Below are 26063 nucleotides of genomic sequence, written 5' to 3'. Positions count from 1 at the left end.
CGGTCAGCGCTTGGAGTACTGGGGCGCCTTGCGGGCCTTCTTGAGCCCGTACTTCTTGCGCTCCGTGACGCGGGGGTCGCGGGTGAGGAAGCCGGCCTTCTTGAGGGCCGGGCGGTCCTCGGCCTCGACGGCGACGAGCGCGCGGGCGATGGCCAGGCGCAGCGCGCCGGCCTGGCCGCTGACGCCGCCACCCCGGAGGATGCCGACGACGTCGTACTGCTCGGTCCGCTCGACGGTCACGAACGGCTCACGGATGAGCTGCTGGTGCACCTTGTTCGGGAAGTACTCCTCGATGGTGCGGCCGTTGAGCCGGAACTGGCCGGTGCCCGGCAGCAGGCGCACGCGGACGATGGCCTCCTTGCGCCGGCCGACGGTCTGCACCGGACGCCCCTCGGCGTCGGTCACGGTGAGGGCGGTCGTCACTGGGCCACCTGCTTGATCTCGTAGGACTGGGGCTGCTGAGCGGCGTGCGGGTGCTCGGGCCCGGCGTACACCTTCAGCTTCTTGAGCATCTGACGGCCCAGGCTGTTGTGCGGCAGCATGCCCTTGATCGCGCGCTCGATGACGCGGTCGGGGTGCGTGCGCAGCTGGTCGCCGACGTTGATCCGCTTGAGGCCGCCCGGGTAGCCCGAGTGGCGGTAGGCGATCTTCTCGTCGCGCTTGGAGCCGGTCAGCGCGACCTTGCCCGCGTTGACGATGACGACGAAGTCGCCGACGTCGACGTGCGGGGCGTACTGGGGCTTGTGCTTGCCGCGGAGCAGGATCGCGGTCTGGCTGGCGAGTCGACCGAGCACCACGTCGGTGGCGTCGATGACGTGCCAGGCCCGGCTGACCTCGCCGGGCTTCGGGGTGTACGTGCGCACGGCGCTCGTGTCCTCCGTCGTCGTCGGATCGGCTGGTGGGATCGCCTCACCGAGCACGGGAGACGGTGCGGGACACGCGGACACCAGCCGGCCGCGCGCGCCAGCCGACCACGATACCAGTCGGAGGACCCCTGCCCTCCGCCCCGTCCGGGGCACCGCCTCGAGCTGGCGGGGGGGACGAAGTCCTGCCAGCTGCAGGAGGCCCACAGGGGAGGTCAGGCCTCGACGACCTCGCGGAGCACGCCGGTGTCGACGTCGTACACGGTGCCCCTGACCTCGCGGGAGAGCAGGTAGGGGCTCTCGCGGATGAGCCGCATCGACTCGCGCACGTCGTCCTCGGCGTCACGGAAGGCGCGCACGGCCCAGGGTGGGCGGCGGCCGGTGGCCTGCTCGACCAGGTCGGCGAAGGAGTTGTCGTCGGTGGCCTGCAGCCCGCACTGGGTGTGGTGCACCAGCAGGATCTCGCGGGTGCCCAGCACGTGCTGGGAGACGGTCAGCGAGCGGACGACGTCCTCGGTGACGACGCCGCCGGCGTTGCGGATGACGTGCGCGTCGCCGACCTCGAGGCCGAGCATCTGGAACAGGGGCATCCGGGAGTCCATGCACGCCACCACGGCGACGCGGCGGGCCGGACGCACGTCCTTCGAGCCGGGGAACCGCTCCGCCCAGTCGGCGTTGGCCGCCAGCATCCGGTCGATCTCGCTCATGTCCACCCCTCGGTCGGTCCCTCGGTCCCGCACGGACCCTAACGGGCAGCTCAGCGGCTCCGGCCCCGGCGGACCACCGCTCCCAGGACACCGGGGTCCGGCTGCGGGCGGCCGCCGGCGTGCGCCACGGTCAGCCCGGCGGCCGCCGACGCGGCCCAGGCGGCGTCCTCCGGGGAGCGCCGCCCAGCAGCGTCGCGACGAGCGTGGCGACGTAGGCGTCCCCGGCTCCGGTCGGGTCGACCGGCTGCTCGCCGAGCGGTGGGACCAGGACGTCGCCGTCGGCCCAGCCGGGGTCGACCTCCAGCTCCTCCGCGGCGACGCCGAACCGCGGACCGGTCCGCCACGCGACCAGGTCGCCCTCCTCCCCCCACGCCCAGCGCGACCACCCGCGCCCCGGCGGTGAGCAGCTCGGCCGCCACGTCCCGGGCGGCGTCCACCCCGGACAGGTCCCGGCCGGTGAGCAGCCGCGCCTCGGTGGCGTCGGCCCGGACCACGCCGGCCCGGGCCAGCACCGCGTCGCGGGTGGCGTCGTCCTCCGGCGCACCGTCGATGACGACGATCACGCCCTCGGGCACCCGCTGCAGCGCGGCTCCCACGGCGGCCCCCGGCTGCTGCAGCTGGAGGCTCACCACCTGCGCGGCGGCGAACTGGTCGGTGGCCGCGGCGACGTCGTCCGGGGTGAGCAGGACGGCGTCGGGCACGTCATGGAGCAGCCGGCGCACCCCGCCGTCCTCCACCAGGTCGACCAGCAGCGCGGTGGCGGCGCCGCGGCGGCGCACGACGGCGGAGACGTCGATCCCGTCAGCCGCGGCCTGCGCGACCGCTTGGGTGCCCCGGCAAGACCTCACCCACGACGCCGACCAGCGCGACCGGCACGCCGAGCTGGGCCAGCGCCACCACCTGGTCGGCGCCCCTCCCACCGAGCAGCTCGCGGCGCTCGCCGACCCTCGCCGAGCCGCCGGGCCCGGGCAGGGCGGAGGTGCGGAGCACGAGGTCGCGGCCCACCTGGCCCAGGACCACGACGTCGGCCATCCCTGCTCGCCCTCCCCGGTGCGCCTGCCACCGGTGCGCCTGACGCGGATCGGTCAGGATGTGCCCCGTGCGCACGGTCGAGGAACACCAGGCGGTCGTCACGGCGCTGCTCGCCCCGCTGGGCGAGGAGGAGGTGCCGCTGGCGGCTGCGCACAACCGGGTGCTCGCCCGCGACGTGACCGCGCAGGTGTCGCTGCCCGGCTTCGACAACTCCGCGATGGACGGCTATGCCGCGCGCGCGGCCGAGGTCGCCGACCTGCCCGTGCGGCTGCCGGTCGCCGACGACGTCCCCGCCGGGCGCACCGACGTCCGCCCGCTCGAGCCCGGCACGGTGCAGCGGATCATGACCGGCGCGCCGCTCCCTGCGGGCGCGGAGGTCGTCGTCCCGGTGGAGCTGACCGACGGCGCCACCGACGTCGTGGAGATCCGCGACGCCCCCGCCCCCGGCACCCACGTGCGGCGGGCCGGCGAGGACATCACCGCCGGCACGGTCGCCCTCACCGCCGGCACCCCGCTCGGCGCCGCGCAGCTGGGCCTGGCCGCCGCCGTCGGCGCGCGGACGCTGTGGGTGCGCCGCAGGCCGCGGGTGCTGGTGCTCTCCACCGGCAGCGAGCTGGTCGAGCCCGGCGAGCCGCTGCTGCCCGGGCAGATCTACGAGTCCAACTCCGCGCTGCTGGTCGCCGCGGTCGAGGACGCCGGGGGGACGGCGCGGCGGCTGCACTTCGTGCCCGACGACGTCGAGGAGTTCCTCGCCGCCGTCCGCGCCGAGCTCGCGAGCGCCGACCTGCTGATCACCAGCGGCGGGGTCAGCGCCGGCGCCTACGAGGTGGTGAGGGACGCCTTCCGGACCCTGGGCACCGTCGAGTTCGTCAAGGTCGCGATGCAGCCCGGCGGCCCGCAGGGGGCCGGCACGGTGGACGGCGTCCCGGTGGTCACCCTGCCCGGCAACCCGGTGAGCTCGTTCGTCTCCTTCGAGGTCTTCGTCCGCCCGGCGCTGCGCCGGGCCCTCGGCCACGCCGACCCCGGCCGGCTGCGCGCACCGGCGACGCTCACCGCCGCGCTGCGCTCCCCCGCCGGGCGCCGCCAGTTCCTGCGCGGCCGCTACGACGCGGGCACGGTCTCGCAGGTCGGCGGGCCCGGCTCGCACCTGGTCGCCCACCTGGCCCGCGCCAACTGCCTGGTCGTCGTCCCCGAGGACGTCACCGAACTGCCCGCCGGCGCCCCGGTGGACGTCGTGCTGATCGAAGGAGCACTCCAGTGAACGAGCTCGCCAGGTCACCGATGAGCGCCAGGTCACCGATGAGCAGAGCACCTCTGGCCACGAGGCCGACGAGCGCCGGCGAGGAGGACTCGTGACCCCCGAACCGCGTCTGACGCACGTCGACGAGGCCGGCGCCGCCCGCATGGTCGACGTCTCGGCCAAGCCGGTCACCGCCCGCGAGGCCACCGCGGCCGGCCGGGTGCTGGTCAGCCCCGAGGTGGTCACGCTGCTGCGCGGCGAGGGGGTGCCCAAGGGGGACGCCGTCGCCGTCGCCCGCATCGCCGGCATCGCCGGGGCCAAGCGGACGCCCGACCTCGTGCCGCTGTGCCACCCGATCGCCCTGCACGGCGTCACCGTGGACGTGACCGTGGCCGACGACGCCGTCGAGATCGTCGCCACCGCCCGCACCGCCGACCGCACCGGCGTGGAGATGGAGGCGCTCACCTCGGTCGCCGTCGCCGGGCTGACCGTCATCGACATGGTCAAAGCCGTCGACCCGCGCGCGGCCATCACCGACGTCCGGCTGCTCGCCAAGTCCGGCGGCAAGAGCGGGGAGTGGCGGAGATGAGCGAGCTCGCGAGCTCATCCGGGGACACAGCAGCCACGCGGACGTGTCCGACGAGCGCAGCGAGGAGGACCACGTGAGCGGGCTGCCGGCCGACGCCCGCGCCGTCGTCGTCACCGCCTCCAACCGCGCCTCCGCCGGCGTCTACGAGGACCGCAGCGGGCAGGCCCTCGCCGAGGGGCTGCGCGCGCTGGGGTTCACCGTCGAGGGGCCGCACGTGCGCCCCGACGACGCCGCCGAGCTGGAGATGGTGCTGCTGGAGGCCATCGGGTCCGGGGCGGACGTCGTCCTCACCACCGGCGGCACCGGGCTCTCCCCCACCGACGTCACCCCCGAGGCCACCCGGCGGGTGCTCGAGCGCGAGGCGCCCGGCATCGCCGAGGCGGTGCGGCGGTACGGGGAGTCGAAGGTGCCCACCTCGGTGCTCTCCCGCGGGATCGCCGGGACCTCCGGGAGCACGCTCGTCGTGAACCTGCCCGGCTCCACCGGTGGGGTGAGGGACGCCCTCGCCGTCCTCGGCCCCCTGCTCCCCCACGTGGTCTCGCAGCTCCGGGGAGGCGACCACTGAGGAAGGACCCCGTCCTCCCCACCCCTCGCACGCTCGGGGCGGGACCCGGGACGAGTGCCCGGACGTCGACCGGTGGGACGACGGGGGCCTGGTCCGGCCGGCCCTCGACGGGGCGCGGTTGATCATGGGGTTCTTGCCGTTGACACGCGCCGACACGCCGCCGAGCGCGGCAACGAGCTCATGATCAACGCGGATCCGGCTCCTCCGGGACGACGATGCGCTCGGTGCGGGTGTAGACGTTGCAGCCGTCGCCGCGGAGGAAGCCGACCAGGGTGATCCCGACGTCGGCGGCCAGCTCCACCGCCAGGGACGACGGCGCCGACACCGCGGCCAGCACCGGGATGCCGGCCATCGCCGCCTTCTGGGTGAGCTCGAAGCTGGCCCGCCCGCTGACCATGAGCACGTGCCCGGCCAGCGGCAGCCGCCCCTCGCGCACCGCGTCGCCGACCACCTTGTCGACGGCGTTGTGCCGGCCGACGTCCTCCCGCAGGGCCACCAGCTCGCCGTCCGCGGTGAACAGCCCGGCGGCGTGCAGCCCGCCGGTCTTGTCGAACACCTGCTGGGCCGCGCGCAGCCGGTCGGGCAGGGCGAGCAGCGTCTGCAGTGGCAGCCGGACGTCGTCCCCCGCGACGTCGTGCCGCGTCTTCGTCCGGATCGCGTCGATGCTGGCCTTGCCGCAGACGCCGCACGAGCTGGAGGTGTAGAAGTTCCGGTCCAGCGCGGTGTCCGGGGGTTCCACGCCGGGGGCGAGGTCGACGTCGACGACGTTGTAGGTGTTGCGGCCGTCCTCGTCCACGGAGTTGCAGTAGCGCAGCCCGGCCACGTCGTCCGCGGACCCGATCACCGCCTCGGTGGCGAGGAAGCCGTGCACCAGGTCGAAGTCGTCGCCCGGCGTGCGCATCGTGACCGCCAGCGGCGTCCCCGCCAGGCGGATCTCCAGCGGCTCCTCGGCCGCCACGGTGTCCGGGCGGGTGCTGTGCGCCGCGCCGCGGATCCGCAGCACCGGTGTCCGGCTCGTGACTCGTCCCACGGAGGGCGACGGTACCCACGTCGGGGCCCTACGGTCGCTGGGTGCCCGCGCTCCCGCCCTACGCCGCCGTCGTCCTCGCCGGCGGCCGCGCGGCGCGGATGGGCGGGCAGCCCAAGCCGCAGCTGGACGTCGGCGGCCGCACCATCCTCGAGGCGGTCCTGGCCGCCGTCCCCGACGCCTCCCCGCGGATCGTCGTCGGCCCGCCGCAGCCGGTGCCGCCGGACGTCCTGGTCGTCCGCGAGGACCCGCCGCGCGGTGGGCCGGTGGCCGCGATGCGGGCCGGGTTGGCGCACGTCCCCGGGGACGTGGTGGCGCTGCTCGCCGGCGACCTGCCGTTCCTGACCCGCGCGCTCATCGACGCGCTGCGCGAGCGGCTGACCGGCGACGGCGTCCTGGTGGTCGACGACACCGATCGGGACCAGCTGCTGCTCGGGGTGTGGCGGACGTCGGCCCTGCGTGCGGCGGTCGCCGACGTCCACGGGCCCACCCCGGTGCGCCGGGTGCTCGCCCCGCTCGCGGTGCGCCGGCTGCACCCGGAGGTCGGGCCCGGGCAGCCGCCCCCGTGGACCGACTGCGACACCCCGGCCGACCTCGCCCGCGCCCGGGCGGCCGCCGCCCGCCGGGTTCCGCGCCGCCCTCAGGGGTAGGGGCTGCCCATGCGCTTCGTCATCGCCGGGGCCCACGGGCAGGTCGCCCGCCGCCTCGGCCGCCTGCTGTCCGGTCGCGGTGACACGGTCGTCGGCATCGTCCGCAACCCCGCGCACTCCGACGACCTGCGCGCCGACGGCGTGGAGCCGGTGGTCCTCGACCTCGAGCAGACCGGCGTCGACCAGGTGGCCGAGGTGGTCTCGGGGGCGGACGCGGTCGTGTTCGCGGCGGGCGCCGGCGCGGGCAGCGGCGAGGCCCGCAAGCACACCGTCGACAAGGGCGCGGCGCTGCTGCTCGCCGACGCAGCCGAGCGGGCCGGCGTCCGGCGCTACCTGCTGGTGTCCTCGATGGGCGTCGAGCAGGCCCGCCAGGGGACGCCCCGGGGCATGGACCCGGTCTTCGCCGTCTACCTGCAGGCCAAGCTGGCCGCCGAGGACGCCATCCTGCCCCGGCCCGGGCTCGACACGGTGATCCTGCGGCCCGGCCGGCTCACCGACGAGCCCGGCACCGGCCGGGTCACCCTCGCCCACGGCGTGGAGTTCGGCGAGGTGCCGCGGGACGACGTCGCCGCGGTGCTGCTCGCGCTGCTGGACGCCGGCAAGACCGACGAGGTCGTGGAGCTGGTGAGCGGCGACACCCCGATCGAGGAGGCGGTCGCCGCCCTGCCCTGAACGGCTTCAGGAGCGCAGGGCCCGGGTGACCTCCGCCCGGGCGGCCAGCTCGTCGTCCGGCGGGTAGTCGACGGCCACCAGAGTCAGCCCCCCGGCCGGGACGACCGGCACCTCGCTGGAGCGCTCGGTGCGGCCCAGCAGCGCGGCCGGCCACTCCGGTGGACGCCGGCCCTCCCCCACCGCGGTGAGGGCACCGACGAGGCTGCGCACCATGGAGTGGCAGAAGGCGTCCGCGGACGCCCGTACCGCCACCAGGTCGCCCTCCCGGGTCACCGCCAGGGTGACCAGCGTGCGGATCGTCGTTGCGCCCTCGCGGTGCCGGCAGAAGGCGGCGAAGTCGTGCAGGCCCAGCAGCAGGTCCGCGGCGGCCGCCATCGCGTCGGCGTCCAGCCTGCGGGGCCAGCCGACCGTGTCGGCCCGGCGCAGCGGCGACGGCCCGCTGTCGGCGTCGGTGAGCCGGTAGACGTAGTGGCGGCGCAGCGCCCCGAAGCGGGCGTCGAACTCCGGCGGCGCCTCGTCGATCGAGTGGACGGCGATGTCGGGCGGTAGCACGCCGCGCAGCCGGCGCACCAGCCGTGGCCGCTGCTCCTCCCACACCGTGCGGGGGACGTCGGCGTGCGCGACCTGGCCGGTGGCGTGCACCCCGGCGTCGGTGCGGCCCGCGACGGTCAGCGCGACCGGTCGGCGCAGCACCCTGGCCAGGGCCTCCTCGAGGTCGCCCTGCACGGTGCGCTGGTCGGGCTGCCGGGCCCAGCCGTGCAGCGCGGTGCCGTCGTAGGCGATCCCGAGGCGGAGACGGACGAGCCCGCCACCGGGTGCGGTGGCGGGCTCGTCGGGGACGTGGTGGCTGGTCAGCGACCGCTCACCGCGGGTCGGGAGCGGACTCGCCCCCGGGCGCGTGCGTGCCGGCGGTGGCGGCGTCACCCAGCTCGGCGGCCTCCACCTCGGCGGCGGCAGCAGCGGCCACGTCCGGGGACAGCACCGGGTCGTCGACCACGGCGGTGTTCTCGGCCTTGGGCTCCGGCGTCACGTCGTTGTCGTCCTGCCGCTCACCGTCGGGGTTGTAGAGGTCGGTGACGACCTCCTGCGCCTCGGCGTCCACGTCGCCGGAGATCACGGCCGGTGACGTGTCGCCACCCGGACCGGTGGTCTCGCCCACGGAGGTCGCGCCCTGGTCACCGCCGCCGGCGGAGACCCCTGCCGCGCCGGCGTCGCCGCCCTGGCCCGGCTGCTCGCGGTCGCTCACCGCGCGCCGCCCGTCTCCTCGGCGTCGCCCGGGCTCTCGGCGTCGGCCGCAACGGTCCCGGTGGTGGCCTCCGCGTCGCCCGCAGCGGTCGCGCCCGCGGTGGCGTCCGTGTCGACGGCCTCGGCATCGAGGGCCACGGCGTCGGTGGTGCCGGCCTCGGTGGTGTCGGCGCCGGTTGTGTCGGTGTCGGTGTCGGTGGTGTCGGTGTCGGTGTCGTCGGCGGCCTGGAGGGCGTCGGCGGTGACCTCACCGGCGGCGGATGCAGCGCCGGCACCCGAGGCGGCACCGGCGAACCGGGTGCCCCGGGCGCGCTCGGCCTCGCCGACGGCCTGCTGGGCCACGGTCTGACCCTCGACCAGCTCGATGACCGCCATGGGGGCGTTGTCGCCCTTGCGCGGGCCCACCTTGGTGATGCGGGTGTAGCCGCCCGGACGGTCCGCGAAGCGCGGCCCGATCTCGGCGAACAGCGTGTGGACGACGTCCTTGTCCCGGATCGTCGTCATCACCTGACGACGGGCGTGCAGGTCACCGCGCTTGGCGAAAGTCACCAGCCTCTCGGCCAGGGGACGCAGCCGCTTGGCCTTCGCCTCGGTGGTGGTGATCCGCCCGTGCTCGAACAGCGACGTGGCCAGGTTGGCCAGCATCAGCCGCTCGTGCGAGGGGGAACCGCCGAGACGGGGGCCCTTGGTGGGGGTGGGCATGTCGGTCCTTCCTCAGGCTGCCGGGCCGCGGTGCCGGCTGCACTCCATGGTGGTGCTGACGTCTCGTGCGCTGCGCGCGGGTAGTGCCTCCGGGCCAGTGTGGCGGGCCCGGCAGTGGTGCCGGACGGCGGGTCGCCCCGCCGTCCGACCCGCCCCGCTGCAGTATCCCGCCGCCGGCCCCGTCCCGGGTCCCGCCCTGAACTTGCGAAGGGTGGGGAGGACGGGGTCCTGTCACGGCGGGGGCAGCGGGGTCCTTCTCAGAGCTGCTCGGTCTCCTGGTAGGAGCCGTCGTCGTACTGCGCCTGGTCGTAGCCGGCGGCGAACTCGCCGTGGCCCTGGTAGGCATCGGTCTCGTAGCCCTCGTCGTAGCTCTCGACCGAGGTGGGGATGAACCCGGGCGGGCTGTCCTTGAGCGCCAGGCCCATGGCCGCCAGCTTCATCTTGACCTCGTCGATGGACTTGGCCCCGAAGTTCCGGATGTCCAGCAGGTCCGCCTCGGAGCGGGTCACGAGCTCACCGACGGTGTGCACGCCCTCGCGCTTAAGGCAGTTGTAGGACCGGACGGTGAGGTCCATGTCCTCGATCGGCATCGAGAAGTTGGCGATGTCGGCGGCCTCGGCCGGGCTCGGCCCGACCTCGATGCCCTCGGCGTCGATGTTCAGCTCGCGCAGCAGGCCGAAGAGCTCGACCAGGGTGGAGCCGGCGCTGGCGATGGCGTCGCGGGGGGCGATCGACGGCTTGGTCTCGACGTCGACGACCAGGCGGTCGAAGTCGGTCCGCTGCTCGACACGGGTGGCCTCGACGGCGTAGGTCACCTTGAGGACCGGCGAGTAGATCGAGTCGACCGGGATGCGGCCGATCTCCTGGCCGGGCTGCTTGTTCTGCGGCGCCGGCACGTAGCCGCGGCCCCGCTCGACGACCAGCTCGATCTCCAGCCGGCCCTTGCCGTTCAGCGTGGCGATGTGCAGCTCGGGGTTGTGCACCTCGACACCGGCCGGGGGCGCGATGTCGGCGGCGGTGACCTCACCGGGACCCTGCTTGCGCAGGTACATGGTCACCGGCTCGTCGGAGTCGGAGCTGACGACCAGGCCCTTGAGGTTGAGGATGATCTCGGTGACGTCCTCCTTGACGCCCGGCACGGTGGTGAACTCGTGCAGGGTGCCCTCGATCCGGATGCTGGTGACAGCAGCGCCGGGGATCGACGACAGGAGGGTGCGGCGCAGCGAGTTGCCGAGGGTGTAGCCGAAGCCGGGCTCCAGCGGCTCGATGACGAACCGCGAACGCGACTCGGTGATGGTCTCCTCGGTCAGCGTCGGGCGCTGTGCGATGAGCATGGTGGTGTTCTCCTCGATGTCCTCCGGCGCCCGCCATATGACGCCGTGAGGGGGTGGTGCGGGCCCCGACGGACATCTGTCCGACCGCCGGAGCCGGCCTGGTGCAGGAGCTGTGCGCTCCTGCACCAGGCGGCGAGCTCCTACTTGGAGTAGAGCTCGACGATCAGCTGCTCCTGGACCGGGGTGTCGATCACCTGGCGGGCCGGGACGCTGTGGACCAGCACGCGCAGCTGGCTGCTGATGACCTCCAGCCACGGCGGCACGGGGCGCTCGCCGGCGCGGGCCTGGGCGATCTCGAAGGGCAGCATCCGCCGCGACTTCTCGGCGACCTCGATGATGTCGTTGGCGCTGACCCGGTACGACGGGATGTCGACCTTGCGGCCGTTGACCCGGATGTGACCGTGGCGCACCAGCTGGCGGGCCATGTCGCGGGACTCGGCGAAACCGGCCCGGTACACGACGTTGTCCAGGCGCGACTCGAGGATCTGCAGCAGGACCTCACCGGTCTTGCCCGACTTCTTGTTGGCCTCTTCGTAGTAGCCGCGGAACTGCTTCTCCAGGACGCCGTAGATGCGGCGCGCCTTCTGCTTCTCGCGCAGCTGCAGCAGGTACTCGCTGTCCTTGCTGCGGCCCCGGCCGTGCTCGCCCGGCGGGTAGGGCCGGATCTCGATCGGGCACTTCGGGGACTCGCACTTGCTGCCCTTGAGGAACAACTTCATCTTCTCGCGCCGGCACATGCGGCAGTCGGCTCCGGTGTAACGGGCCACGTCAGGTACTCCTCGTCAGTCTCGTCTGTGGCCGGTCAGACCCGGCGGCGCTTCTTCGGGCGGCAGCCGTTGTGCGGCTGCGGGGTCACGTCCTGGATCTGGCCGACCTCGAGGCCGGTGGCCTGGAGGGACCGGATGGCGGTCTCCCGGCCGGAGCCGGGGCCCTTGACGAAGACGTCGACCTTGCGCATGCCGTGCTCCTGCGCCTTGCGCGCGGCGTTCTCGGCGGCCATCTGCGCGGCGAACGGCGTGGACTTGCGCGAGCCCTTGAAGCCGACGTGGCCGGCGGAGGCCCAGCTGATCACATTCCCGGTGGGGTCGGTGATCGACACGATCGTGTTGTTGAAGGTGCTCTTGATGTGCGCGGCGCCGTGGGCGACGTTCTTCTTCTCCTTGCGGCGGACCTTCTTGGCACCAGCCGCGGCGCGAGCCCTGGGAGGCATGTCTCTCCGGTTTCCTTCTGATCAGTGGCCAGATGAGCACGAGCAGCGCGCCGTCGCTCCCGCCCTCACGGGTCGTGCGACGACGCGCCTCACGGCTTACTTCTTGCCGGCCTTCTTCTTGCCGGCGATGGTCTTGCGCGGGCCCTTGCTGGAGCGCGCGTTGGTGCGGGTGCGCTGCCCGTGCACGGGCAGACCGCGGCGGTGGCGCAGGCCCTGGTAGCAGCCGATCTCCACCTTGCGGCGGATGTCGGCGGCCACCTCGCGGCGCAGGTCACCCTCGACGCGGAAGTGCTCGTCGATGTAGTCGCGCAGCCTCAGCAGGTCCTCGTCGCCGAGGTCCCGGACGCGCAGGTCGGGGCTGACGCCCGTCGCGGCCAGGGTCTCCTTGGCGTGGGTCTTGCCGATGCCGTAGATGTAGGTGAGCGCGATCTCCATCCGCTTGTCGCGGGGGAGGTCGACGCCGGCCAGTCGTGCCATGTCCAGGTACTCCCTCAGCCCTGCCGCTGCTTGTGGCGGGCGTTATCGCAGATGACCATGACCCGGCCGTGCCGGCGGATCACCTTGCACTTGTCGCAGATCTTCTTCACCGACGGCTGGACCTTCACCGGTGCCGCCCCTCATTCCTGTCGATCGTGCGCCGGGCGCGCCGGCCCCTCGGGCGGCGCGCAGCGGCGGTTACTTGTACCGGTAGACGATGCGACCGCGGGTCAGGTCGTAGGGCGAGAGCTCCACGACCACGCGGTCCTCGGGCAGGATGCGGATGTAGTGCTGGCGCATCTTGCCGCTGATGTGGGCGAGCACCCGGTGCCCGTTCTGCAGCTCGACCCGGAACATCGCGTTGGGCAGCGGCTCGACGACGCGACCCTCGACCTCGATGGCCCCGTCCTTCTTCGCCATGCCCGACACGGCCTCCCTGACTCGGTGGTGCTGGTGTCCCTCGCGCGCTCACGCCGGGGCCCGGCGGACGCACTCAGGGGTGTACAGAACGGGTGGTGCAGGCGCTCCCGCGAGGGCGCCCCGGGTCGTACGGCCACAGCACGACAACAGGGCGGCGCGAACGCCGTCGTTCACTGTACCCCGCCGCGGCCGGGCTCTCCAACCAGGGTCCTGTCACACCTGGCCTCCCTCCAGGGGCCCGCGCCGAGCTTGCGAGGCGTGGGGAGGAGGGAGGTCCTTCTTCAGGTGCGGGGGGTGATCCCGAAGGGAGCCAGCCCCGCGACGCCGCCGTCCTCCGCCGTGAGGACCCAGGGGCCCTCGGGGGTGATGGCGACGGTGTGCTCGAAGTGGGCCGCGCGCGACCCGTCCTTGGTGACCACGGTCCAGCCGTCCTCGAGCTCGACCGTGGCCGGGTCACCCACGGTCACCATCGGCTCGATGGCCAGTGCCAGCCCGGGCACCAGCCGCGGGCCGCGCCCGGCGCGCCCGTAGTTCAGCACGTGCGGGTCCTGGTGCATCTCGGTGCCGATGCCGTGCCCGCCGTAGTGGTCGACGATCCCGTACGGGTGCTGCTCGGCGGTGATCGTCTGCTCGACGGCGTGGCTGATGTCGGTCAGCCGCCCGCCGGCGAGCGCCTTGGCCAGGCCCGCCCACATGGACCGCTCGGTGACGTCGATCAGCGCCGCGTCCTCCGCCGAGGGCGGCCCGACGGTCACGGTCACCGCCGAGTCGCCGTGCCAGCCCTGCAGGATGGCGCCGCAGTCGATGGAGATGTTGTCGCCCTCGGCGAGGGTGCGGCCCCGGTCCGGGATCCCGTGCACGATCTCGTCGTTGATGGACGCGCAGATGCTGCCGGTGAAGCCGTGGTAGCCCAAGAAGGACGGCACGGCGCCGGCGCTGCGGATGTGGTCCTCGGCGATGGCGTCCAGCTCACCGGTGGTGACACCGGGCCGGACGGCGGCGCGGACGGCCGCGATGGCCTCGGCCACGACGAGGCCCGCACCCCGCATGAGCTCGATCTCGTGCGGCGTCTTGATCTGGATCATCCGTCCACTCCACTTCGCCAGCAGCGGGATCCGGCCGAGGATCCCCGCGGCCGTCATCTGCGCCGCCTGCCCTCAGCCCGCGCCCGACTCGTCGGGACGCCGACCTCCGCAGGCCTCGAGCGCGCCCATCGCCCGCTCGGTGACCTCCTCGACCGCGCCGATGGCGTCGATCCGGGTCAGCAGTCCCTCGGTGTCGTACCAACCCGACAGCGGGGCGGTCTGTTCCCGGTAGACGTGCAGCCGGTGCCGCACGGTCTCCGGCTTGTCGTCGTCCCGCTGCACCCACTCACCGTCGACGAGCACGCGGCGACCGGAGAGCCGGCGCACCAGCTCGTCCTCGTCGACGACGAGCTCGAGCACGCAGTCCAGGGCCTGGCCGAGCTCGCGCAGCGAGTCCCGCAGCTGCTCGGCCTGGGCGATCGTCCGCGGGAAGCCGTCGAGCAGGAAACCGCCCTTGGCGTCGGTCTCGGCGAGCCGGTCCTTGACCATGGCCACGGTGATCTCGTCGGGGACCAGGTCACCGGCGTCCATGTAGCTCTTGGCCTGCAGCCCGAGCTCGGTCTCGCCGCTCACGTTGGCGCGGAAGATGTCACCGGTCGAGATGGCCGGGACCCCCAGCCGGTCGGCGATGACCTGCGCCTGGGTCCCCTTGCCTGCTCCAGGAGGGCCCAGCAGCACGACGCGCACTACTTCAGGAACCCTTCGTAGTTGCGCTGGTTGAGTTGCGTCTCGATCTGCTTCACCGTCTCCAACCCCACTCCGACCATGATCAGCACCGCGGTGCCACCGAACGGGAAGTTCTGGTTCTGCCCCTCCTGCGTGACGGAGAGGAAGAAGTTGGGCAGGACCGCCACGATCCCCAGGTACATCGAGCCCGGGAGGGTGATCCGGGACAGGACGTACTGCAGGTACTCCGCGGTGGGGCGGCCGGGGCGGATGCCGGGGATGAAGCCGCCGTAGCGCTTCATGTCGTCGGCGCGCTCCTCCGGGTTGAACGTGATCGACACGTAGAAGTACGTGAAGAAGACGATCAGTCCGAAGTACAGGGCCACGTGCACCGGGCTGCTCTGGTCGATGACGTAGTTCTCGAAGAACTGCCGCACCGGACCGGTCTCGTCGCCCTGCAGCTGGGTGATCAGCTGCGGCAGGTAGAGCAGCGACGAGGCGAAGATGACCGGGATGACGCCGGCCTGGTTGACCTTCAGCGGCAAGTAGGTCGACGTCCCGCCGTACATCCGGCGGCCGACCATGCGCTTGGCGTACTGCACCGGGATGCGGCGCTGGGCCTGCTCGACGTAGACCACCGCCCCGATGATCAGCAGCGCGAAGGCGCAGACGACGGCGAAGACCACGGCACCGCGGGTCTGCAGGATCGAGCCGCCCTCGGCGGGGATCCGGGCGGCGATCGAGGTGAAGATCAGCACGGACATGCCGTTGCCGATCCCCTTCTCGGTCAGCAGCTCGCCCAGCCACATGATCACGGCGGTGCCGGCGGTCAGCGCGACCACCAGGACGACCGTCGTCCAGATGGAGCTCGACGGGATGATGTCCTGCGAGCAGCCGGGGAAGAGCTGACCGCTGCGGGCCAGGGCGATGATGCCGGTGCTCTGCAGGATCGCGAGGGCGATCGTGAGGTAGCGGGTGTACTGGGTCAGCTTCTGCTGGCCCGACTGCCCTTCCTTCTTCAGCTGCTCGAAGCGCGGGATGACCACGACGAGCAGCTGCACGATGATGCTCGCGGTGATGTACGGCATGATGCCGAGCGCGAAGACCGACAGCCGCAGCAGCGCGCCGCCGGAGAAGAGGTTCACCAGCGAGTAGAGGTCCCGCTGGTCGGAGGCCTGCGCCTGCTCGAGACAGCTGTTGATGGCCTCCACCGAGACGCCCGGCCCGGGGATGGCGGCACCCAGGCGGTACACGGCGATGATCGCCAGGGAGAACAGCAGCTTGCGCCGGAGGTCTGGCGTCCGGAACGCCGCGGCGAACGCCTGCAGCACGTGCCCTCCCCTGCTCGGTCCGGTTGAGGTTAGCAATGCGCGGCCCGGCGGCTACGGAAGCCGCCGGGCCGCGGGTGACTTGCTGGAACGGCCATCCTTCAGGGGCCCACGCCGAGCGTGCGAGGCGTGGGGGGAAGGGTGGTCCTTTCTCAGATGCGGGTGGTGCTGCCCCCGGCCGCGCCGATCTTCTCGGCGGCGGACGCGGAGAAGGCGTGCGCGTGCACGTGCACCCGGACACCGCCCAGGTCGCCGGTGCCGAGGACCTTCACCGGCTGGCCACGGCGCACGGCGCCGGCCTCGGCGAGGGAGTCGGGGTTCACCGAGCCGCCCTGGGGGAACAGGGCCGCGATCCGGTCGAGGTTGACGACCTGGAAGACGACCTTGTTCCGGTTCTTGAATCCCGAGAGCTTGGGCAGCCGCATGTGCAGCGGCGTCTGCCCGCCCTCGAAGCGCGCCGAGGTGTTCCCGCGCGCGCCGGTGCCCTTGGTGCCGCGACCGGCCGTCTTGCCCTTGGAGCCCTCACCGCGACCCACACGGGTCTTGGGGGTGTGGGCGCCGGGGGCCGGACGCAGGTGGTGGACCTTGAGAGTCATGTGATGCCCCTGCTCAGCTGATCTCTTCGACGGTGACCAGGTGCGGCACCGTCGCGACCATCCCGCGGATCTCGGGACGGTCCTCCTGGACGACCGAGTCGTTGACCCGCTTGAGCCCCAGCGAACGCAGCGTCTGGCGCTGGTTGGGCTTGGTGCCGATCGCCGACCGGATCTGGGTGACCTTCAGCTGCGCCATCTCAGACCCCCTGGCCAGCACGCGCCCGCAGCATGGCGGCGGGAGCGACGTCCTCGAGCGGCAGACCACGGCGGGCCGCGATCTCCTCGGGACGGACGAGGTCCTTCAGCGCCTGCATGGTCGCGTGCACGATGTTGATCGGGTTCGAGGACCCGAGGCTCTTGGAGAGCACGTCGTGGATGCCGGCGCACTCCAGCACGGCACGCACCGGACCACCGGCGATGACACCGGTACCGGGGCTGGCCGGCTTCAGCAGCACGACGCCGGCCGCCGCCTCACCCTGAACGGGGTGCGGGATGGTGCTGGCGATCCGCGGCACCTTGTAGAAGTGCTTCTTGGCCTCCTCGACGCCCTTGGCGATGGCCGCGGGCACCTCCTTGGCCTTGCCGTAGCCGACGCCCACGGTGCCGTCGCCGTCGCCCACGATCACCAGGGCGGTGAAGCTGAAGCGCCGACCACCCTTGACGACCTTGGACACGCGGTTGATGGCAACCACGCGCTCGATGAAGTTGCTCTTCTCGGCAGGCGCGCCGCCGGGCCCCCGCCCGCCGTCACGACGGTCACGGCGGTCGTTGCCGCCGCCGGCACCGCCGCCGCGTCGCTGTGGTCCTGGCATCAGACGTCCCTCTCGATCTGCTCTGTGTCGATCCGCCGAGTCACCACGGTGCTCGGCTTGCGGTCCCGCGAGTCCATCAGAAGTCCAGGCCACCCTCTCGGGCGCCGTCGGCCAGCGCCGCGATGCGGCCCTGGTACCGGTTGCCGCCCCGGTCGAAGACGACCGCGGTGATGCCGGCGGCCTGGGCGCGCTCGGCCACCAGGGCGCCGACCCGGCGGGCCAGCGTGGACTTGTCGCCCTCGGCGCCGCGCAGGCTGGCGTCCAGCGTCGAGGCACTCACCAGGGTACGGCCGACGGTGTCGTCGACGACCTGGACGTGGATGTGCCGCGAGCTGCGGTTGACCACCAGGCGCGGGCGCTCCGGGGTGCCCCCCACGCGCTTGCGCAGCCGGGTGTGCCGGCGCAGGCGGGAGACCCGCCGCGCGGTGCTGATGTCGGTGCCCACGGGCTTGTGCACCCGAGCGCCGCTCTTCTCGGTCTGTGCCATCACTTACCCGTCTTCCCGACCTTGCGCTTGACGACCTCGCCCTGGTAGCGCACGCCCTTGCCCTTGTACGGGTCCGGACGGCGCAGTCCACGGATGTTGGCCGCGACCTGGCCCACCAGCTGCTTGTCGATCCCGGTCACCCGCAGGCGGGTCGGGGACTCGACCGTGAAGGTGATGCCCTCGGGGGCCCTCACCGGCACCGGGTGGCTGTAGCCCAGGGCGAACTCGAGGTCCGACCCGCGGGCCTGCACGCGGTACCCGACGCCGACGATCTCGAGGGTCTTGGTGTAGCCCTCGGTGACGCCGGTGATCATGTTGGCGATGAGCGTGCGCGACAGCCCGTGCAGGGCCCGGCTCTCCCGCTCGTCGTCAGGGCGCTGCACCTGCAGCGTGCCGTCCTCGCCGCGCTCGACGGTGATCGGCGAGGCGACGGTGTGGTTCAGCGTGCCCTTGGGACCCTTGACGCTCAGCGTCTGGCCGTCGATGGTGACGTCCACGCCACCGGGCACGGGAATCGGCAGTCGTCCGATCCGCGACATGTCACTCGCTCCTCACCAGACGTAGGCGAGGACTTCCCCACCCACGCCCTTCTTGTTCGCCTGGCGGTCGGTCAGCAGCCCGGTCGAGGTGGAGATGATGGCCACCCCGAGGCCGCCGAGCACCTTCGGCAGCGCGTTGGACTTGGCGTACACCCGCAGACCGGGCTTGGAGACGCGCCGGACGCCGGCGATGCTCCGCTCACGGTTGGGGCCGTACTTGAGGTCCACCACCAGCTCCTTGCGGGTGGTGCCGTCCTTCTCGACCTCGTTGACGGTCCAGCCGGCGATGTAGCCCTCCTGCTGGAGGATCTCGGCGATGTGCGTCTTCAACTTGGACGACGGCATGGTCGTGGAGTCGTGGTACGCCTGGTTGGCGTTCCGGATCCGCGTCAGCATGTCCGCGATCGGGTCGGTCATCGTCATGGGTGTCGTGCCTCTCTCGCCGCGGTTCCTCACGCGGTCTCGCGCGGGCCTCTCGGCGATCGGTGGTGCCTGGTGAGGGGGTGGAACGGCCCGGCTGCAGGCCCCCACGGCGCGCGAAGCGTGTCGTGGGGGCAGCCGGGTCCTTTACCAGCTGGACTTGCTGACGCCCGGCAGCTCGCCGGCGTGCGCCATCTCCCGCAGGCAGATCCGGCACAGGCCGAACTTGCGGAAGACCGAGTGCGGGCGACCGCACCGCTGGCACCGGGTGTAGCCGCGGACCGCGAACTTCGGCTTGCGGGCCGCCTTGTTGATCAGCGCCTTCTTGGCCATGTGGGTGTCTCCTCCCCCGGCTCAGCGGGTGGTGGTGACGACGGGCTGGCCGGCGAACGGGAAGCCCAGCAGGCGGAGGAGCTCGCGACCCTCCTCGTCGTTCGTGGCGGTGGTGACCAGCGTGATGTCCATGCCGCGCGGACGGTCGATCTTGTCGACGTCGATCTCGCGGAACATCGACTGCTCGGTCAGGCCGAACGTGTAGTTGCCGTGACCGTCGAACTGCTTGGCGTTGAGGCCACGGAAGTCACGGATGCGGGGCAGGGCCAGCGACAGCAGCCGGTCCAGGAACTCCCACATGCGGTCGCCGCGCAGGGTGACCTTCGCGCCGATCGGCATGCCCTCGCGCAGCTTGAACTGGGCGATGGACTTGCGGGCCCGGACGACGGCCGGCTTCTGCCCGGTGATGGCGGTCAGGTCGCGGACCGCACCGTCCATCAGCTTGGCGTCGCGGGTGGCCTCGCCGACGCCCATGTTGACCACGATCTTGGTCAGCCGCGGGATCTGCATGACGTTCTCGTAGCCGAACTCGTCCTGCAGGGCCGGGACGATCTCGTCGCGGTAGCGGGCGAGCATGCGGGGCAGCTCACGGGTGGGTGCACTCATGGCGTCAGAGGTCCTTACCGGTGCGCCGCGAGACCCGGATGCTGCGGCCTTCCTCGTCCTTGCGGTAGCCGACCCGGGTCGGCTTGTCCTCGGAGTCGATCACCATCACGTTGCTCACGTGGATGGGAGCCTCCTGCGTGACGATCCCGCCCGACTGGGCACCACGCTGGTTGGAGCTGATCCGGGTGTGCTTCTTGACCCGGCCCACGCCCTCGACGAGGACCTTCTGCAGCTTCGGGTAGGCGGCGATCACCCGGCCCTTGGCGCCCTTGTCCTTGCCGGACAGCACCACGACGGTGTCGCCCTTCTTGACCTTCATCGACGGCGCCTTGGCCGTCGTGTCCTTCTTCGCAGCCATGGTCACAGCACCTCCGGAGCGAGCGAGATGATCCGCATGAAGCGCTTGTCGCGGAGCTCTCGGCCCACCGGGCCGAAGATGCGCGTACCGCGCGGGTCGCCGCTGTCGCGGATGATGACGGCGGCGTTCTCGTCGAAGCGGATGTAGGAGCCGTCCGGACGACGACGCTCCTTCACCGTGCGGACGACGACGGCCTTGACGACGTCGCCCCGCTTGACCCCCGCACCGGGCAGCGCGTCCTTGACGGTGGCGACGATGACGTCACCGATGCCCGCGTAGCGTCGCCCCGACCCGCCGAGCACCCGGATGCAGAGGATCTCCTTCGCACCGGTGTTGTCGGCGACCCGCAGTCGCGACTCCTGCTGGATCACGTCCTACTCCCTGATCTCAGTTGTGACAGCCGGGCCGGAACGGTGAACCGGCTGTCCGGGACCCACGTGCGGACGCACCGGCAGCGTCAGCCGCCGGTGCGTCCGAGCACGGGTACCGGGATGGGCGCACCCGCGAGAGCGCGCCAGTCGTCCAGGGTACTCGCTCCTGGACCCGCCCCGGAGGGCGCCTCCGACGGGGACCACGTGGGCCCCGACCGGCCTACTTGGCCTTCTCGAGGACCTCGACCAGCCGCCACCGCTTGGTGGCCGACGTCGGCCGGGTCTCCATGATCTGCACGCGGTCACCGATGCCGGCGACCTGCTGCTCGTCGTGGGCCTTCAGCTTGCTGGTGCGACGAATGACCTTGCCGTAGAGGCCGTGCTTCACGCGGTCCTCGACCTCGACGACGATGGTCTTGTCCATCTTGTCGCTGACCACGAGACCCTCGCGGACCTTGCGGTAGCCACGGCCGGCCAGGCCGGGGCCCGACGCGGCAGCAGTGTTCGACGTAGCCGCCGACTGGGGCTCGCTCATGCCACACCCTCGCTCGGGGCGACCGAGAGGCCCAGCTCGCGCTCGCGCATGATCGTGTAGATCCGGGCGATGTCGCGGCGGACGGTCTGCAGCCGCCGGTTGTTGTCCAGCTGGCCGGTGGCCACCTGGAACCGCAGGTTGAACAGTTCTTCCTTCGACTCGCGCAGCCGCGTGGCGAGCTCCTCGACGGAGAGCTCACGCAGCTCGGGAGCGGTCAGACCGGCGGCCATCACACCTCTCCTTCACGAGTGATGAAGCGGCACTTCATCGGCAGCTTGTGGATCGCGCGGCGCATCGCCTCGCGAGCCACCGGCTCGGCCACGCCCGACAGCTCGAACATGATCCGACCCGGCTTGACGTTGGCGACCCACCACTCCGGCGAGCCCTTACCGGAACCCATGCGGGTCTCGGCCGGCTTCTTGGTGAGCGGGCGGTCCGGGTAGATGGAGATCCAGACCTTCCCGCCACGGCGGATGTGGCGGGTCATGGCGATACGAGCGGACTCGATCTGCCGGTTGGTCACGTACGCCGGCTCGAGCGCCTGGATGGCGTACTCGCCGAAGTTGATCTGGGTACCGCCCTTGGCACGACCCGAGCGGCTCGGGTGGTGCTGCTTGCGGTGCTTGACGCGCCGTGGGATCAGCACGGTGTCAGACCCCCTGCTCAGTCGACGTGGTGGGGTTCTGCGCGGCCGTGTTCTCGGCCGCAGCGGTGGCCTCGGGGCCGGCGGCGTCGGCGACGGACTGCTGGGCAGCGGCCTCACCGGAGGTCGCGGCCACCGCGCTGTCGGTGGTGTCGACGGCCGGGCCGGTCGAGGACTCGGCGGCGGCGCGGCCGGCCTCGGTCCCGCCGGCGGTGGTGCCCGAGGAGCCCGAGCGGCGCGGCCGCTGCGAGCGCTCACGGCGCTGCTGCCGGGCGGCGAGGGCCTCGAGGGCCTCCCGCTCGGCACGCGAGCCGCTGGCGTCGCCCTTGTAGATCCAGACCTTCACGCCGATGCGGCCGAAGGTGGTCCGGGCCTCGTAGATGCCGTAGTCGATGTTCGCCCGGAGGGTGTGCAGCGGCACGCGGCCCTCGCGGTAGAACTCCGACCGGCTCATCTCGGTGCCACCCAGGCGACCGGAGCACTGCACCCGGATGCCCTTGACCTGCGGGCTGCGCTGGGCCGACTGCATGGCCTTGCGCATGGCGCGGCGGAAGCTGACCCGGCTGGAGAGCTGCTCGGCGACGCCCTGGGCGACCAGCTGCGCGTCGGCCTCGGGGTTCTTCACCTCGAGGATGTTCAGCTGCACCTGCTTGCCGGTGAGCTTCTCCAGCTCGCCGCGGATCCGGTCGGCCTCCGCGCCGCGGCGGCCGATGACGATGCCCGGCCGGGCGGTGTGGATGTCGACGCGGACCCGGTCACGGGTGCGCTCGATCTCGACCTTGGAGATGCCGGCCCGCTCCATGCCCTTGGACATGAGCTTGCGGATCGCGACGTCTTCCTTGACGTAGTCCTTGTACAGCTTGTCGGCGTACCACCGGGACTTGTAGTCGGTGGTGATGCCCAGACGGAACCCGTGCGGGTTGACCTTCTGACCCACTAGCGGGTCCCTCCCCTCGTGTTGCTCTTCTGCTGCGCAGCCGGGCCGGACTGCCCGGTGCGGCGGCGGGCCGTGCGCGACTTCCCGGCGAGCTCGGTGCTGGAGGAGACCTCCGCGACCTCGACGGTGATGTGGCAGGTCCGCTTGTTGATGCGGTAGGCGCGGCCCTGGGCGCGCGGACGGATCCGCTTCAGCGTCGGGCCCTCGTCGACGTACGCCGCGCTGACGACCAGCGCCGCGGGGTCGAGCCGCAGGTTGTGCTCGGCGTTGGCGACCGCGCTGGCCACCACCTTGAGGACCGGCTCGCTGGCGGCCTGCGGCGCGTAGCGCAGCAGTGCCAGGGCCTCGTCGGTCGGCAGGTAGCGGATGAGGTCCACCACCCGGCGTGCCTTCATGGGGGTGACGCGGACGAACCGGGCGGTGGCCCGGGCGACCGGCGTCTCCTGTCCCAGCTGGGATGTCATGGGGATCTCTCTCTACCTGGTCAGCCGCGCCGGGACCGGCGGTCGTCCTTCACGTGCCCACGGAAGGTGCGGGTGGGAGCGAACTCGCCGAGCTTGTGCCCGACCATCGCCTCGGTCACGAAGACCGGCACGTGCTTGCGGCCGTCGTGGACGGCGATCGTGTGGCCGAGCATGTCCGGGATGATCGTCGAACGGCGCGACCAGGTCCGGATGACGTTCTTGGTGCCCTTGTCGTTCTGCGCGTCCACCTTCTTGAGCAGGTGGTCGTCGACGAACGGGCCCTTCTTCAGGCTGCGTGGCATGTCTGTCGGACTCCTCTACCCGCTCAGCGCTTCTTGTTGGTGCGCCGGCGGCGCACGATCAGGGCGTCACTGGCCTTGCGCTTGCGCGTGCGGCCCTCCGGCTTGCCCTTCGGGTTCACCGGGTGGCGACCACCGGAGGTCTTGCCCTCACCACCGCCGTGCGGGTGGTCCACCGGGTTCATGGCGACACCGCGGACGGTCGGGCGCTTGCCCTTCCACCGCATGCGGCCGGCCTTGCCCCAGTTGATGTTCGACTGCTCGGCGTTGCCCACCTCACCGACGGTCGCGCGGCAGCGGACGTCGACGTTGCGGATCTCGCCCGACGGCATGCGCAGCTGCGCCAGGCGGCCCTCACGGGCGACCAGCTGGACGCTGGTGCCGGCCGAGCGGGCAATCTTGGCACCGCCACCGGGCCGCAGCTCGATGGCGTGGACCACCGTGCCGACGGGGATGTTGCGCAGCGGCAGGTTGTTGCCCGGCTTGATGTCGGCCGAGGGGCCGCACTCCACCGTGTCGCCCTGCTTGAGCCGGGCCGGCGCGATGATGTAGCGCTTCTCGCCGTCGGCGAAGTGCAGCAGCGCGATGCGCGAGGTGCGGTTCGGGTCGTACTCGATGTGCGCGACCTTGGCCGGCACGCCGTCCTTGTCGGCCCGGCGGAAGTCGATCACCCGGTAGGCGCGCTTGTGCCCGCCCCCCTGGTGCCGCGCGGTGACCTTCCCGTGGACGTTGCGCCCGCCGCGACCGTGCAGCGGCCGGACCAGCGACTTCTCGGGATGGTCGCGGGTGACCTCGGCGAAGTCGGCGACGCTGGAGCCGCGGCGGCCCGGCGTCGTCGGCTTGTACTTGCGGATAGCCATTGCTGACTCAGTTCCTCTGTCTCTGGTCCGATCGGTCGCGGCGCTCAGGCGCCGGGACCGCCGAAGATCTCGATGCGGTCGCCGGGCGCCAGCGAGACGATGGCGCGCTTGGTGTCCTTGCGCTTGCCGAGCTTGTTGCCCCGGCTGCGCTTGCGCTTGCCCTGGCGGTTGATCGTGTTCACGCCGAGGACCTTCACGTTGAAGACCTGCTCGACCGCGATCTTGATCTGCGTCTTGTTGGCCTCGGGCAGGACGACGAACGTGTACTGGTTCTCGTCGAGCAGGCCGTAGCTCTTCTCGGAGATGACCGGGGACAGCAAGACGTCCCGGGGGTCGCGGACGCTCATGCCTTCTCCTCGGGGGTCGCGTCGGTGGTGCCGTCCTCGGTGGGCGCAGTGGCGTCGACCCCCGCGTTGGCGGCCTCGGCCTGCTCGGCCGGGGCCGCAGCAGCCTCGGCTGCGGTCGCCGGCGCGGCGTCCTCGGGCGATGCGGCCGTCGGCGCGGCCGTCCTCGCAGCGGTCTGCGCCGGAGCCGGCTCGGCCGGGGTCTCGCCCAGGTCGAGGTCGGTGGTGCCCTCGGCCGGCTGGATCGACGGGATGGCACCCGGCACGTCCGGCGTCGTCAGGTCGGGCTTGGCGACGCCGCGGCCCTTGGCGGGCCCGGAGACGTACTCGGCGAGCGCGGCCTCGGTGAACACGACCTCGTCGGCGACCAGCACGTCGTAGGTGTTGAGCTGGCTGGCCTCGAGCAGGTGCACCTGCGGCAGGTTGCGCAGGCTCACCCAGTTGAGGACGTCCTCGCGGTCGAGGACCACGAGCACCCGCTTGGCCTGGGTCACCGACTGGAGGGTCGCCAGCGCGGCCTTGGTCTTCGGGGCGTCGCCGTCGACGAAGGTGCTGACCACGTGCACGCGGTTCTCGCGGGCCCGGTCGGACAGCGCGCCGCGGAGCGCGGCGGCCTTCATCTTCTTCGGCGTCCGCTGCGAGTAGTCCCGCGGCTGGGGGCCGTGGACGGTGCCACCGCCGGCGAACTGCGGCGCGCGGGTCGAGCCCTGACGGGCCCGGCCGGTGCCCTTCTGGCGGTACGGCTTGGCGCCACCACCGCTGACCTGGCCGCGGGTCTTCGTCGCGTGCGTGCCCTGGCGCGCGGCGGCCAGCTGGGCCACCACGACCTGGTGCATCAGCGAGACGTTTGCCGACGCGTCGAAGAGCTCACCGGGCAGCGTCACGCTGCCGGAGGTCTCCCCCGCCGGGGTCCGGACGTCGACCTGACGGTCGGTCCGGGTACCGGTCGCCCCGTCGTCGATGGACGTGGTCACTGGTTCTCACTCCCCACGGGGCCACCCTTGACGGCCGAGCGGACGAGCACGAGCCCGCCCTTCGGGCCGGGGATCGCGCCCTTGATCAGCAGCAGCCCGCGCTCGACGTCCACCTTGTGGACGTTCAGCGACAGGGTCGTCGTCTTGACCGCGCCCATGCGACCGGCCATGCGCAGGCCCTTGAACACGCGGCCGGGCGTCGAGGCCCCGCCGATGGAGCCGGGCGACCGGTGCTTGCGTTGGGTGCCGTGCGCGGCGCCCAGGCCGTGGAAGCCGTGCCGCTTCATGACACCGGCCGTGCCCTTGCCCTTGCTGGTGCCGATGACGTCGACCTTGGCCACGCCGTCGAAGACCTCGGCGGTCAGCTCCTGGCCGACCGTGTAGTCCGACGCGTCCTTCGTGCGCAGTTCCACCAGGTGCCGGCGCGGCGTCACGCCCGCCTTGGCGAAGTGCCCGCCCTCGGGCTTGTTCACCTTGCGCGGGTCGATCTCACCGAACCCGAGCTGGACGGCGCTGTAGCCGTCCACCTCGGGGGTGCGCACCTGGGTCACCACACACGGGCCCGCCTTGACGACGGTCACCGGCACGATGCGGTTGTTCTCGTCGAAGACCTGGGTCATGCCCAGCTTCTCGCCGAGAAGACCACGGAATGTGCTCGCCATGTCTGCTGACT

43 protein-coding genes are annotated in these 26063 nt (G+C 72.3%); 5 read left to right on the top strand and 38 right to left on the bottom strand.

Annotated features, from left to right (window positions below):
• Positions 1 to 3: 3 nt before the first annotated feature.
• From rpsI to ACWIX7_RS16400, 5 genes are all read right to left on the bottom strand, one after another.
• On the bottom strand, positions 4 to 423 hold the full coding sequence (gene rpsI, locus ACWIX7_RS16420) for a 30S ribosomal protein S9 (RefSeq protein ID WP_091380940.1): 420 nt from the start codon (positions 421 to 423) through the stop codon (positions 4 to 6).
• Positions 420 to 863, bottom strand: coding sequence for a 50S ribosomal protein L13 (rplM, locus tag ACWIX7_RS16415; RefSeq protein ID WP_072919118.1), 444 nt, complete (start codon positions 861 to 863; stop codon positions 420 to 422). Before rplM ends, rpsI begins: the two co-directional genes overlap by 4 nt.
• Positions 864 to 1078: 215 nt before the next feature.
• A complete protein-coding gene (locus ACWIX7_RS16410; protein ID WP_448617491.1) occupies positions 1079 to 1570 on the bottom strand; it encodes a beta-class carbonic anhydrase in 492 nt (163 codons plus the stop codon).
• A gap of 50 nt (positions 1571 to 1620) precedes the next feature.
• Positions 1621 to 2418, bottom strand: a complete 798-nt coding sequence (locus ACWIX7_RS16405; RefSeq protein WP_448617490.1) for a PfkB family carbohydrate kinase — start codon at positions 2416 to 2418, stop codon at positions 1621 to 1623.
• Entirely contained in the window at positions 2372 to 2602 is a 231-nt protein-coding gene (locus tag ACWIX7_RS16400; RefSeq protein ID WP_448617489.1) for a PfkB family carbohydrate kinase, read from the bottom strand. Before ACWIX7_RS16400 ends, ACWIX7_RS16405 begins: the two co-directional genes overlap by 47 nt.
• Positions 2603 to 2669: 67 nt before the next feature.
• Between ACWIX7_RS16400 and moeA the strand changes: the two genes are divergently transcribed.
• From moeA to ACWIX7_RS16385, 3 genes are all read left to right on the top strand, one after another.
• Positions 2670 to 3863, top strand: coding sequence for a molybdopterin molybdotransferase MoeA (gene moeA, locus ACWIX7_RS16395; protein ID WP_448617488.1), 1194 nt, complete (start codon positions 2670 to 2672; stop codon positions 3861 to 3863).
• A gap of 91 nt (positions 3864 to 3954) precedes the next feature.
• Complete coding sequence (gene moaC / locus ACWIX7_RS16390) at positions 3955 to 4431, top strand: cyclic pyranopterin monophosphate synthase MoaC (RefSeq protein WP_448617487.1); 477 nt, start codon at positions 3955 to 3957, stop codon at positions 4429 to 4431.
• A 73-nt stretch (positions 4432 to 4504) separates the two neighbouring features.
• The gene (locus tag ACWIX7_RS16385; protein ID WP_448617486.1) at positions 4505 to 4996 is read left to right on the top strand and encodes a MogA/MoaB family molybdenum cofactor biosynthesis protein; all 492 of its coding nucleotides are present in this window, start codon (positions 4505 to 4507) and stop codon (positions 4994 to 4996) included.
• A gap of 184 nt (positions 4997 to 5180) precedes the next feature.
• Here the strand turns inward: ACWIX7_RS16385 and fdhD are convergent, their stop codons facing one another.
• Entirely contained in the window at positions 5181 to 6026 is an 846-nt protein-coding gene (gene fdhD, locus ACWIX7_RS16380) for a formate dehydrogenase accessory sulfurtransferase FdhD (protein ID WP_448617485.1), read from the bottom strand.
• 41 nt (positions 6027 to 6067) lie between these two features.
• Between fdhD and mobA the strand changes: the two genes are divergently transcribed.
• Entirely contained in the window at positions 6068 to 6673 is a 606-nt protein-coding gene (mobA, locus tag ACWIX7_RS16375) for a molybdenum cofactor guanylyltransferase (protein ID WP_448617484.1), read from the top strand.
• A gap of 9 nt (positions 6674 to 6682) precedes the next feature.
• Positions 6683 to 7345, top strand: coding sequence for an NAD(P)-binding oxidoreductase (locus ACWIX7_RS16370; RefSeq protein ID WP_448617483.1), 663 nt, complete (start codon positions 6683 to 6685; stop codon positions 7343 to 7345).
• 6 nt (positions 7346 to 7351) lie between these two features.
• Here ACWIX7_RS16370 and truA read toward each other — a convergent pair whose 3' ends face one another.
• The 32 genes from truA to rplC form a co-directional block, all read right to left on the bottom strand.
• Positions 7352 to 8269, bottom strand: a complete 918-nt coding sequence (gene truA / locus ACWIX7_RS16365; RefSeq protein ID WP_448617482.1) for a tRNA pseudouridine(38-40) synthase TruA — start codon at positions 8267 to 8269, stop codon at positions 7352 to 7354.
• Entirely contained in the window at positions 8208 to 8591 is a 384-nt protein-coding gene (locus tag ACWIX7_RS16360) for a hypothetical protein (RefSeq protein ID WP_448617481.1), read from the bottom strand. Before ACWIX7_RS16360 ends, truA begins: the two co-directional genes overlap by 62 nt.
• Positions 8588 to 9292, bottom strand: coding sequence for a 50S ribosomal protein L17 (gene rplQ / locus ACWIX7_RS16355; protein ID WP_448617480.1), 705 nt, complete (start codon positions 9290 to 9292; stop codon positions 8588 to 8590). Before rplQ ends, ACWIX7_RS16360 begins: the two co-directional genes overlap by 4 nt.
• Before the next feature lie 257 nt (positions 9293 to 9549).
• Positions 9550 to 10626 (bottom strand): DNA-directed RNA polymerase subunit alpha, encoded by a 1077-nt coding sequence (locus tag ACWIX7_RS16350; RefSeq protein WP_448617479.1) that lies wholly within the window; start codon positions 10624 to 10626, stop codon positions 9550 to 9552.
• Positions 10627 to 10766: 140 nt separating this feature from the next.
• A complete protein-coding gene (gene rpsD / locus ACWIX7_RS16345; RefSeq protein WP_448617478.1) occupies positions 10767 to 11393 on the bottom strand; it encodes a 30S ribosomal protein S4 in 627 nt (208 codons plus the stop codon).
• 35 nt (positions 11394 to 11428) lie between these two features.
• A complete protein-coding gene (gene rpsK / locus ACWIX7_RS16340; RefSeq protein ID WP_012950456.1) occupies positions 11429 to 11836 on the bottom strand; it encodes a 30S ribosomal protein S11 in 408 nt (135 codons plus the stop codon).
• 96 nt (positions 11837 to 11932) lie between these two features.
• The gene (gene rpsM, locus ACWIX7_RS16335; RefSeq protein WP_012950457.1) at positions 11933 to 12313 is read right to left on the bottom strand and encodes a 30S ribosomal protein S13; all 381 of its coding nucleotides are present in this window, start codon (positions 12311 to 12313) and stop codon (positions 11933 to 11935) included.
• A gap of 14 nt (positions 12314 to 12327) precedes the next feature.
• Positions 12328 to 12441, bottom strand: a complete 114-nt coding sequence (gene rpmJ / locus ACWIX7_RS16330; protein ID WP_012950458.1) for a 50S ribosomal protein L36 — start codon at positions 12439 to 12441, stop codon at positions 12328 to 12330.
• Between the two features lie 70 nt (positions 12442 to 12511).
• Entirely contained in the window at positions 12512 to 12733 is a 222-nt protein-coding gene (gene infA / locus ACWIX7_RS16325) for a translation initiation factor IF-1 (RefSeq protein ID WP_012950459.1), read from the bottom strand.
• 281 nt (positions 12734 to 13014) lie between these two features.
• On the bottom strand, positions 13015 to 13875 hold the full coding sequence (map, locus tag ACWIX7_RS16320) for a type I methionyl aminopeptidase (RefSeq protein WP_448617477.1): 861 nt from the start codon (positions 13873 to 13875) through the stop codon (positions 13015 to 13017).
• Positions 13876 to 13890: 15 nt separating this feature from the next.
• A complete protein-coding gene (locus ACWIX7_RS16315) occupies positions 13891 to 14505 on the bottom strand; it encodes an adenylate kinase (RefSeq protein ID WP_448617476.1) in 615 nt (204 codons plus the stop codon).
• Positions 14505 to 15815, bottom strand: a complete 1311-nt coding sequence (secY, locus tag ACWIX7_RS16310) for a preprotein translocase subunit SecY (RefSeq protein WP_448617475.1) — start codon at positions 15813 to 15815, stop codon at positions 14505 to 14507. The genes ACWIX7_RS16315 and secY overlap by 1 nt, the downstream gene beginning before the upstream one ends.
• A 149-nt stretch (positions 15816 to 15964) precedes the next feature.
• Complete coding sequence (gene rplO, locus ACWIX7_RS16305) at positions 15965 to 16408, bottom strand: 50S ribosomal protein L15 (protein ID WP_448617474.1); 444 nt, start codon at positions 16406 to 16408, stop codon at positions 15965 to 15967.
• 13 nt (positions 16409 to 16421) lie between these two features.
• Entirely contained in the window at positions 16422 to 16604 is a 183-nt protein-coding gene (rpmD, locus tag ACWIX7_RS16300) for a 50S ribosomal protein L30 (RefSeq protein WP_012950464.1), read from the bottom strand.
• 1 nt (position 16605) lies between these two features.
• Complete coding sequence (rpsE, locus tag ACWIX7_RS16295; RefSeq protein WP_072919083.1) at positions 16606 to 17220, bottom strand: 30S ribosomal protein S5; 615 nt, start codon at positions 17218 to 17220, stop codon at positions 16606 to 16608.
• A gap of 76 nt (positions 17221 to 17296) precedes the next feature.
• Complete coding sequence (rplR, locus tag ACWIX7_RS16290; RefSeq protein WP_448617473.1) at positions 17297 to 17707, bottom strand: 50S ribosomal protein L18; 411 nt, start codon at positions 17705 to 17707, stop codon at positions 17297 to 17299.
• A complete protein-coding gene (gene rplF / locus ACWIX7_RS16285; protein WP_091213397.1) occupies positions 17707 to 18246 on the bottom strand; it encodes a 50S ribosomal protein L6 in 540 nt (179 codons plus the stop codon). Before rplF ends, rplR begins: the two co-directional genes overlap by 1 nt.
• A gap of 12 nt (positions 18247 to 18258) precedes the next feature.
• Positions 18259 to 18663 (bottom strand): 30S ribosomal protein S8, encoded by a 405-nt coding sequence (gene rpsH / locus ACWIX7_RS16280; protein WP_448617472.1) that lies wholly within the window; start codon positions 18661 to 18663, stop codon positions 18259 to 18261.
• A gap of 150 nt (positions 18664 to 18813) precedes the next feature.
• Entirely contained in the window at positions 18814 to 18999 is a 186-nt protein-coding gene (locus tag ACWIX7_RS16275) for a type Z 30S ribosomal protein S14 (protein ID WP_012950469.1), read from the bottom strand.
• Between the two features lie 21 nt (positions 19000 to 19020).
• Positions 19021 to 19605, bottom strand: a complete 585-nt coding sequence (rplE, locus tag ACWIX7_RS16270; protein ID WP_446768801.1) for a 50S ribosomal protein L5 — start codon at positions 19603 to 19605, stop codon at positions 19021 to 19023.
• Between the two features lie 4 nt (positions 19606 to 19609).
• A complete protein-coding gene (gene rplX / locus ACWIX7_RS16265; protein WP_425284244.1) occupies positions 19610 to 19963 on the bottom strand; it encodes a 50S ribosomal protein L24 in 354 nt (117 codons plus the stop codon).
• A gap of 2 nt (positions 19964 to 19965) precedes the next feature.
• Positions 19966 to 20334 carry a 50S ribosomal protein L14 gene (gene rplN, locus ACWIX7_RS16260; protein ID WP_012950472.1) on the bottom strand — a complete coding sequence of 123 codons (369 nt, stop codon included), beginning with the start codon at positions 20332 to 20334 and terminating at the stop codon, positions 19966 to 19968.
• 220 nt (positions 20335 to 20554) lie between these two features.
• Positions 20555 to 20869: a 30S ribosomal protein S17 gene (gene rpsQ, locus ACWIX7_RS16255; RefSeq protein ID WP_342705390.1), complete on the bottom strand. Its 315-nt coding sequence runs from the start codon at positions 20867 to 20869 to the stop codon at positions 20555 to 20557.
• Positions 20866 to 21099, bottom strand: a complete 234-nt coding sequence (rpmC, locus tag ACWIX7_RS16250) for a 50S ribosomal protein L29 (RefSeq protein ID WP_012950474.1) — start codon at positions 21097 to 21099, stop codon at positions 20866 to 20868. The genes rpsQ and rpmC overlap by 4 nt, the downstream gene beginning before the upstream one ends.
• Entirely contained in the window at positions 21099 to 21515 is a 417-nt protein-coding gene (rplP, locus tag ACWIX7_RS16245) for a 50S ribosomal protein L16 (RefSeq protein WP_091213405.1), read from the bottom strand. Before rplP ends, rpmC begins: the two co-directional genes overlap by 1 nt.
• Before the next feature lie 4 nt (positions 21516 to 21519).
• Positions 21520 to 22449, bottom strand: a complete 930-nt coding sequence (gene rpsC, locus ACWIX7_RS16240; RefSeq protein WP_448617471.1) for a 30S ribosomal protein S3 — start codon at positions 22447 to 22449, stop codon at positions 21520 to 21522.
• Positions 22449 to 22913: a 50S ribosomal protein L22 gene (gene rplV, locus ACWIX7_RS16235; protein WP_091213408.1), complete on the bottom strand. Its 465-nt coding sequence runs from the start codon at positions 22911 to 22913 to the stop codon at positions 22449 to 22451. The genes rpsC and rplV overlap by 1 nt, the downstream gene beginning before the upstream one ends.
• Positions 22914 to 22933: 20 nt before the next feature.
• Positions 22934 to 23215, bottom strand: a complete 282-nt coding sequence (rpsS, locus tag ACWIX7_RS16230) for a 30S ribosomal protein S19 (protein WP_012950478.1) — start codon at positions 23213 to 23215, stop codon at positions 22934 to 22936.
• A 23-nt stretch (positions 23216 to 23238) separates the two neighbouring features.
• Positions 23239 to 24072: a 50S ribosomal protein L2 gene (rplB, locus tag ACWIX7_RS16225; protein ID WP_091213410.1), complete on the bottom strand. Its 834-nt coding sequence runs from the start codon at positions 24070 to 24072 to the stop codon at positions 23239 to 23241.
• A gap of 44 nt (positions 24073 to 24116) precedes the next feature.
• Positions 24117 to 24419 (bottom strand): 50S ribosomal protein L23, encoded by a 303-nt coding sequence (gene rplW / locus ACWIX7_RS16220; RefSeq protein WP_100497379.1) that lies wholly within the window; start codon positions 24417 to 24419, stop codon positions 24117 to 24119.
• Positions 24416 to 25390, bottom strand: a complete 975-nt coding sequence (gene rplD, locus ACWIX7_RS16215) for a 50S ribosomal protein L4 (protein ID WP_448617470.1) — start codon at positions 25388 to 25390, stop codon at positions 24416 to 24418. The genes rplW and rplD overlap by 4 nt, the downstream gene beginning before the upstream one ends.
• Complete coding sequence (gene rplC / locus ACWIX7_RS16210) at positions 25387 to 26052, bottom strand: 50S ribosomal protein L3 (RefSeq protein ID WP_448617469.1); 666 nt, start codon at positions 26050 to 26052, stop codon at positions 25387 to 25389. Before rplC ends, rplD begins: the two co-directional genes overlap by 4 nt.
• Positions 26053 to 26063: the final 11 nt, after the last annotated feature.

The organism is Geodermatophilus sp. URMC 65 (assembly GCF_053502545.1).
This window is presented reverse-complemented; position numbering and strand designations above follow the sequence as displayed.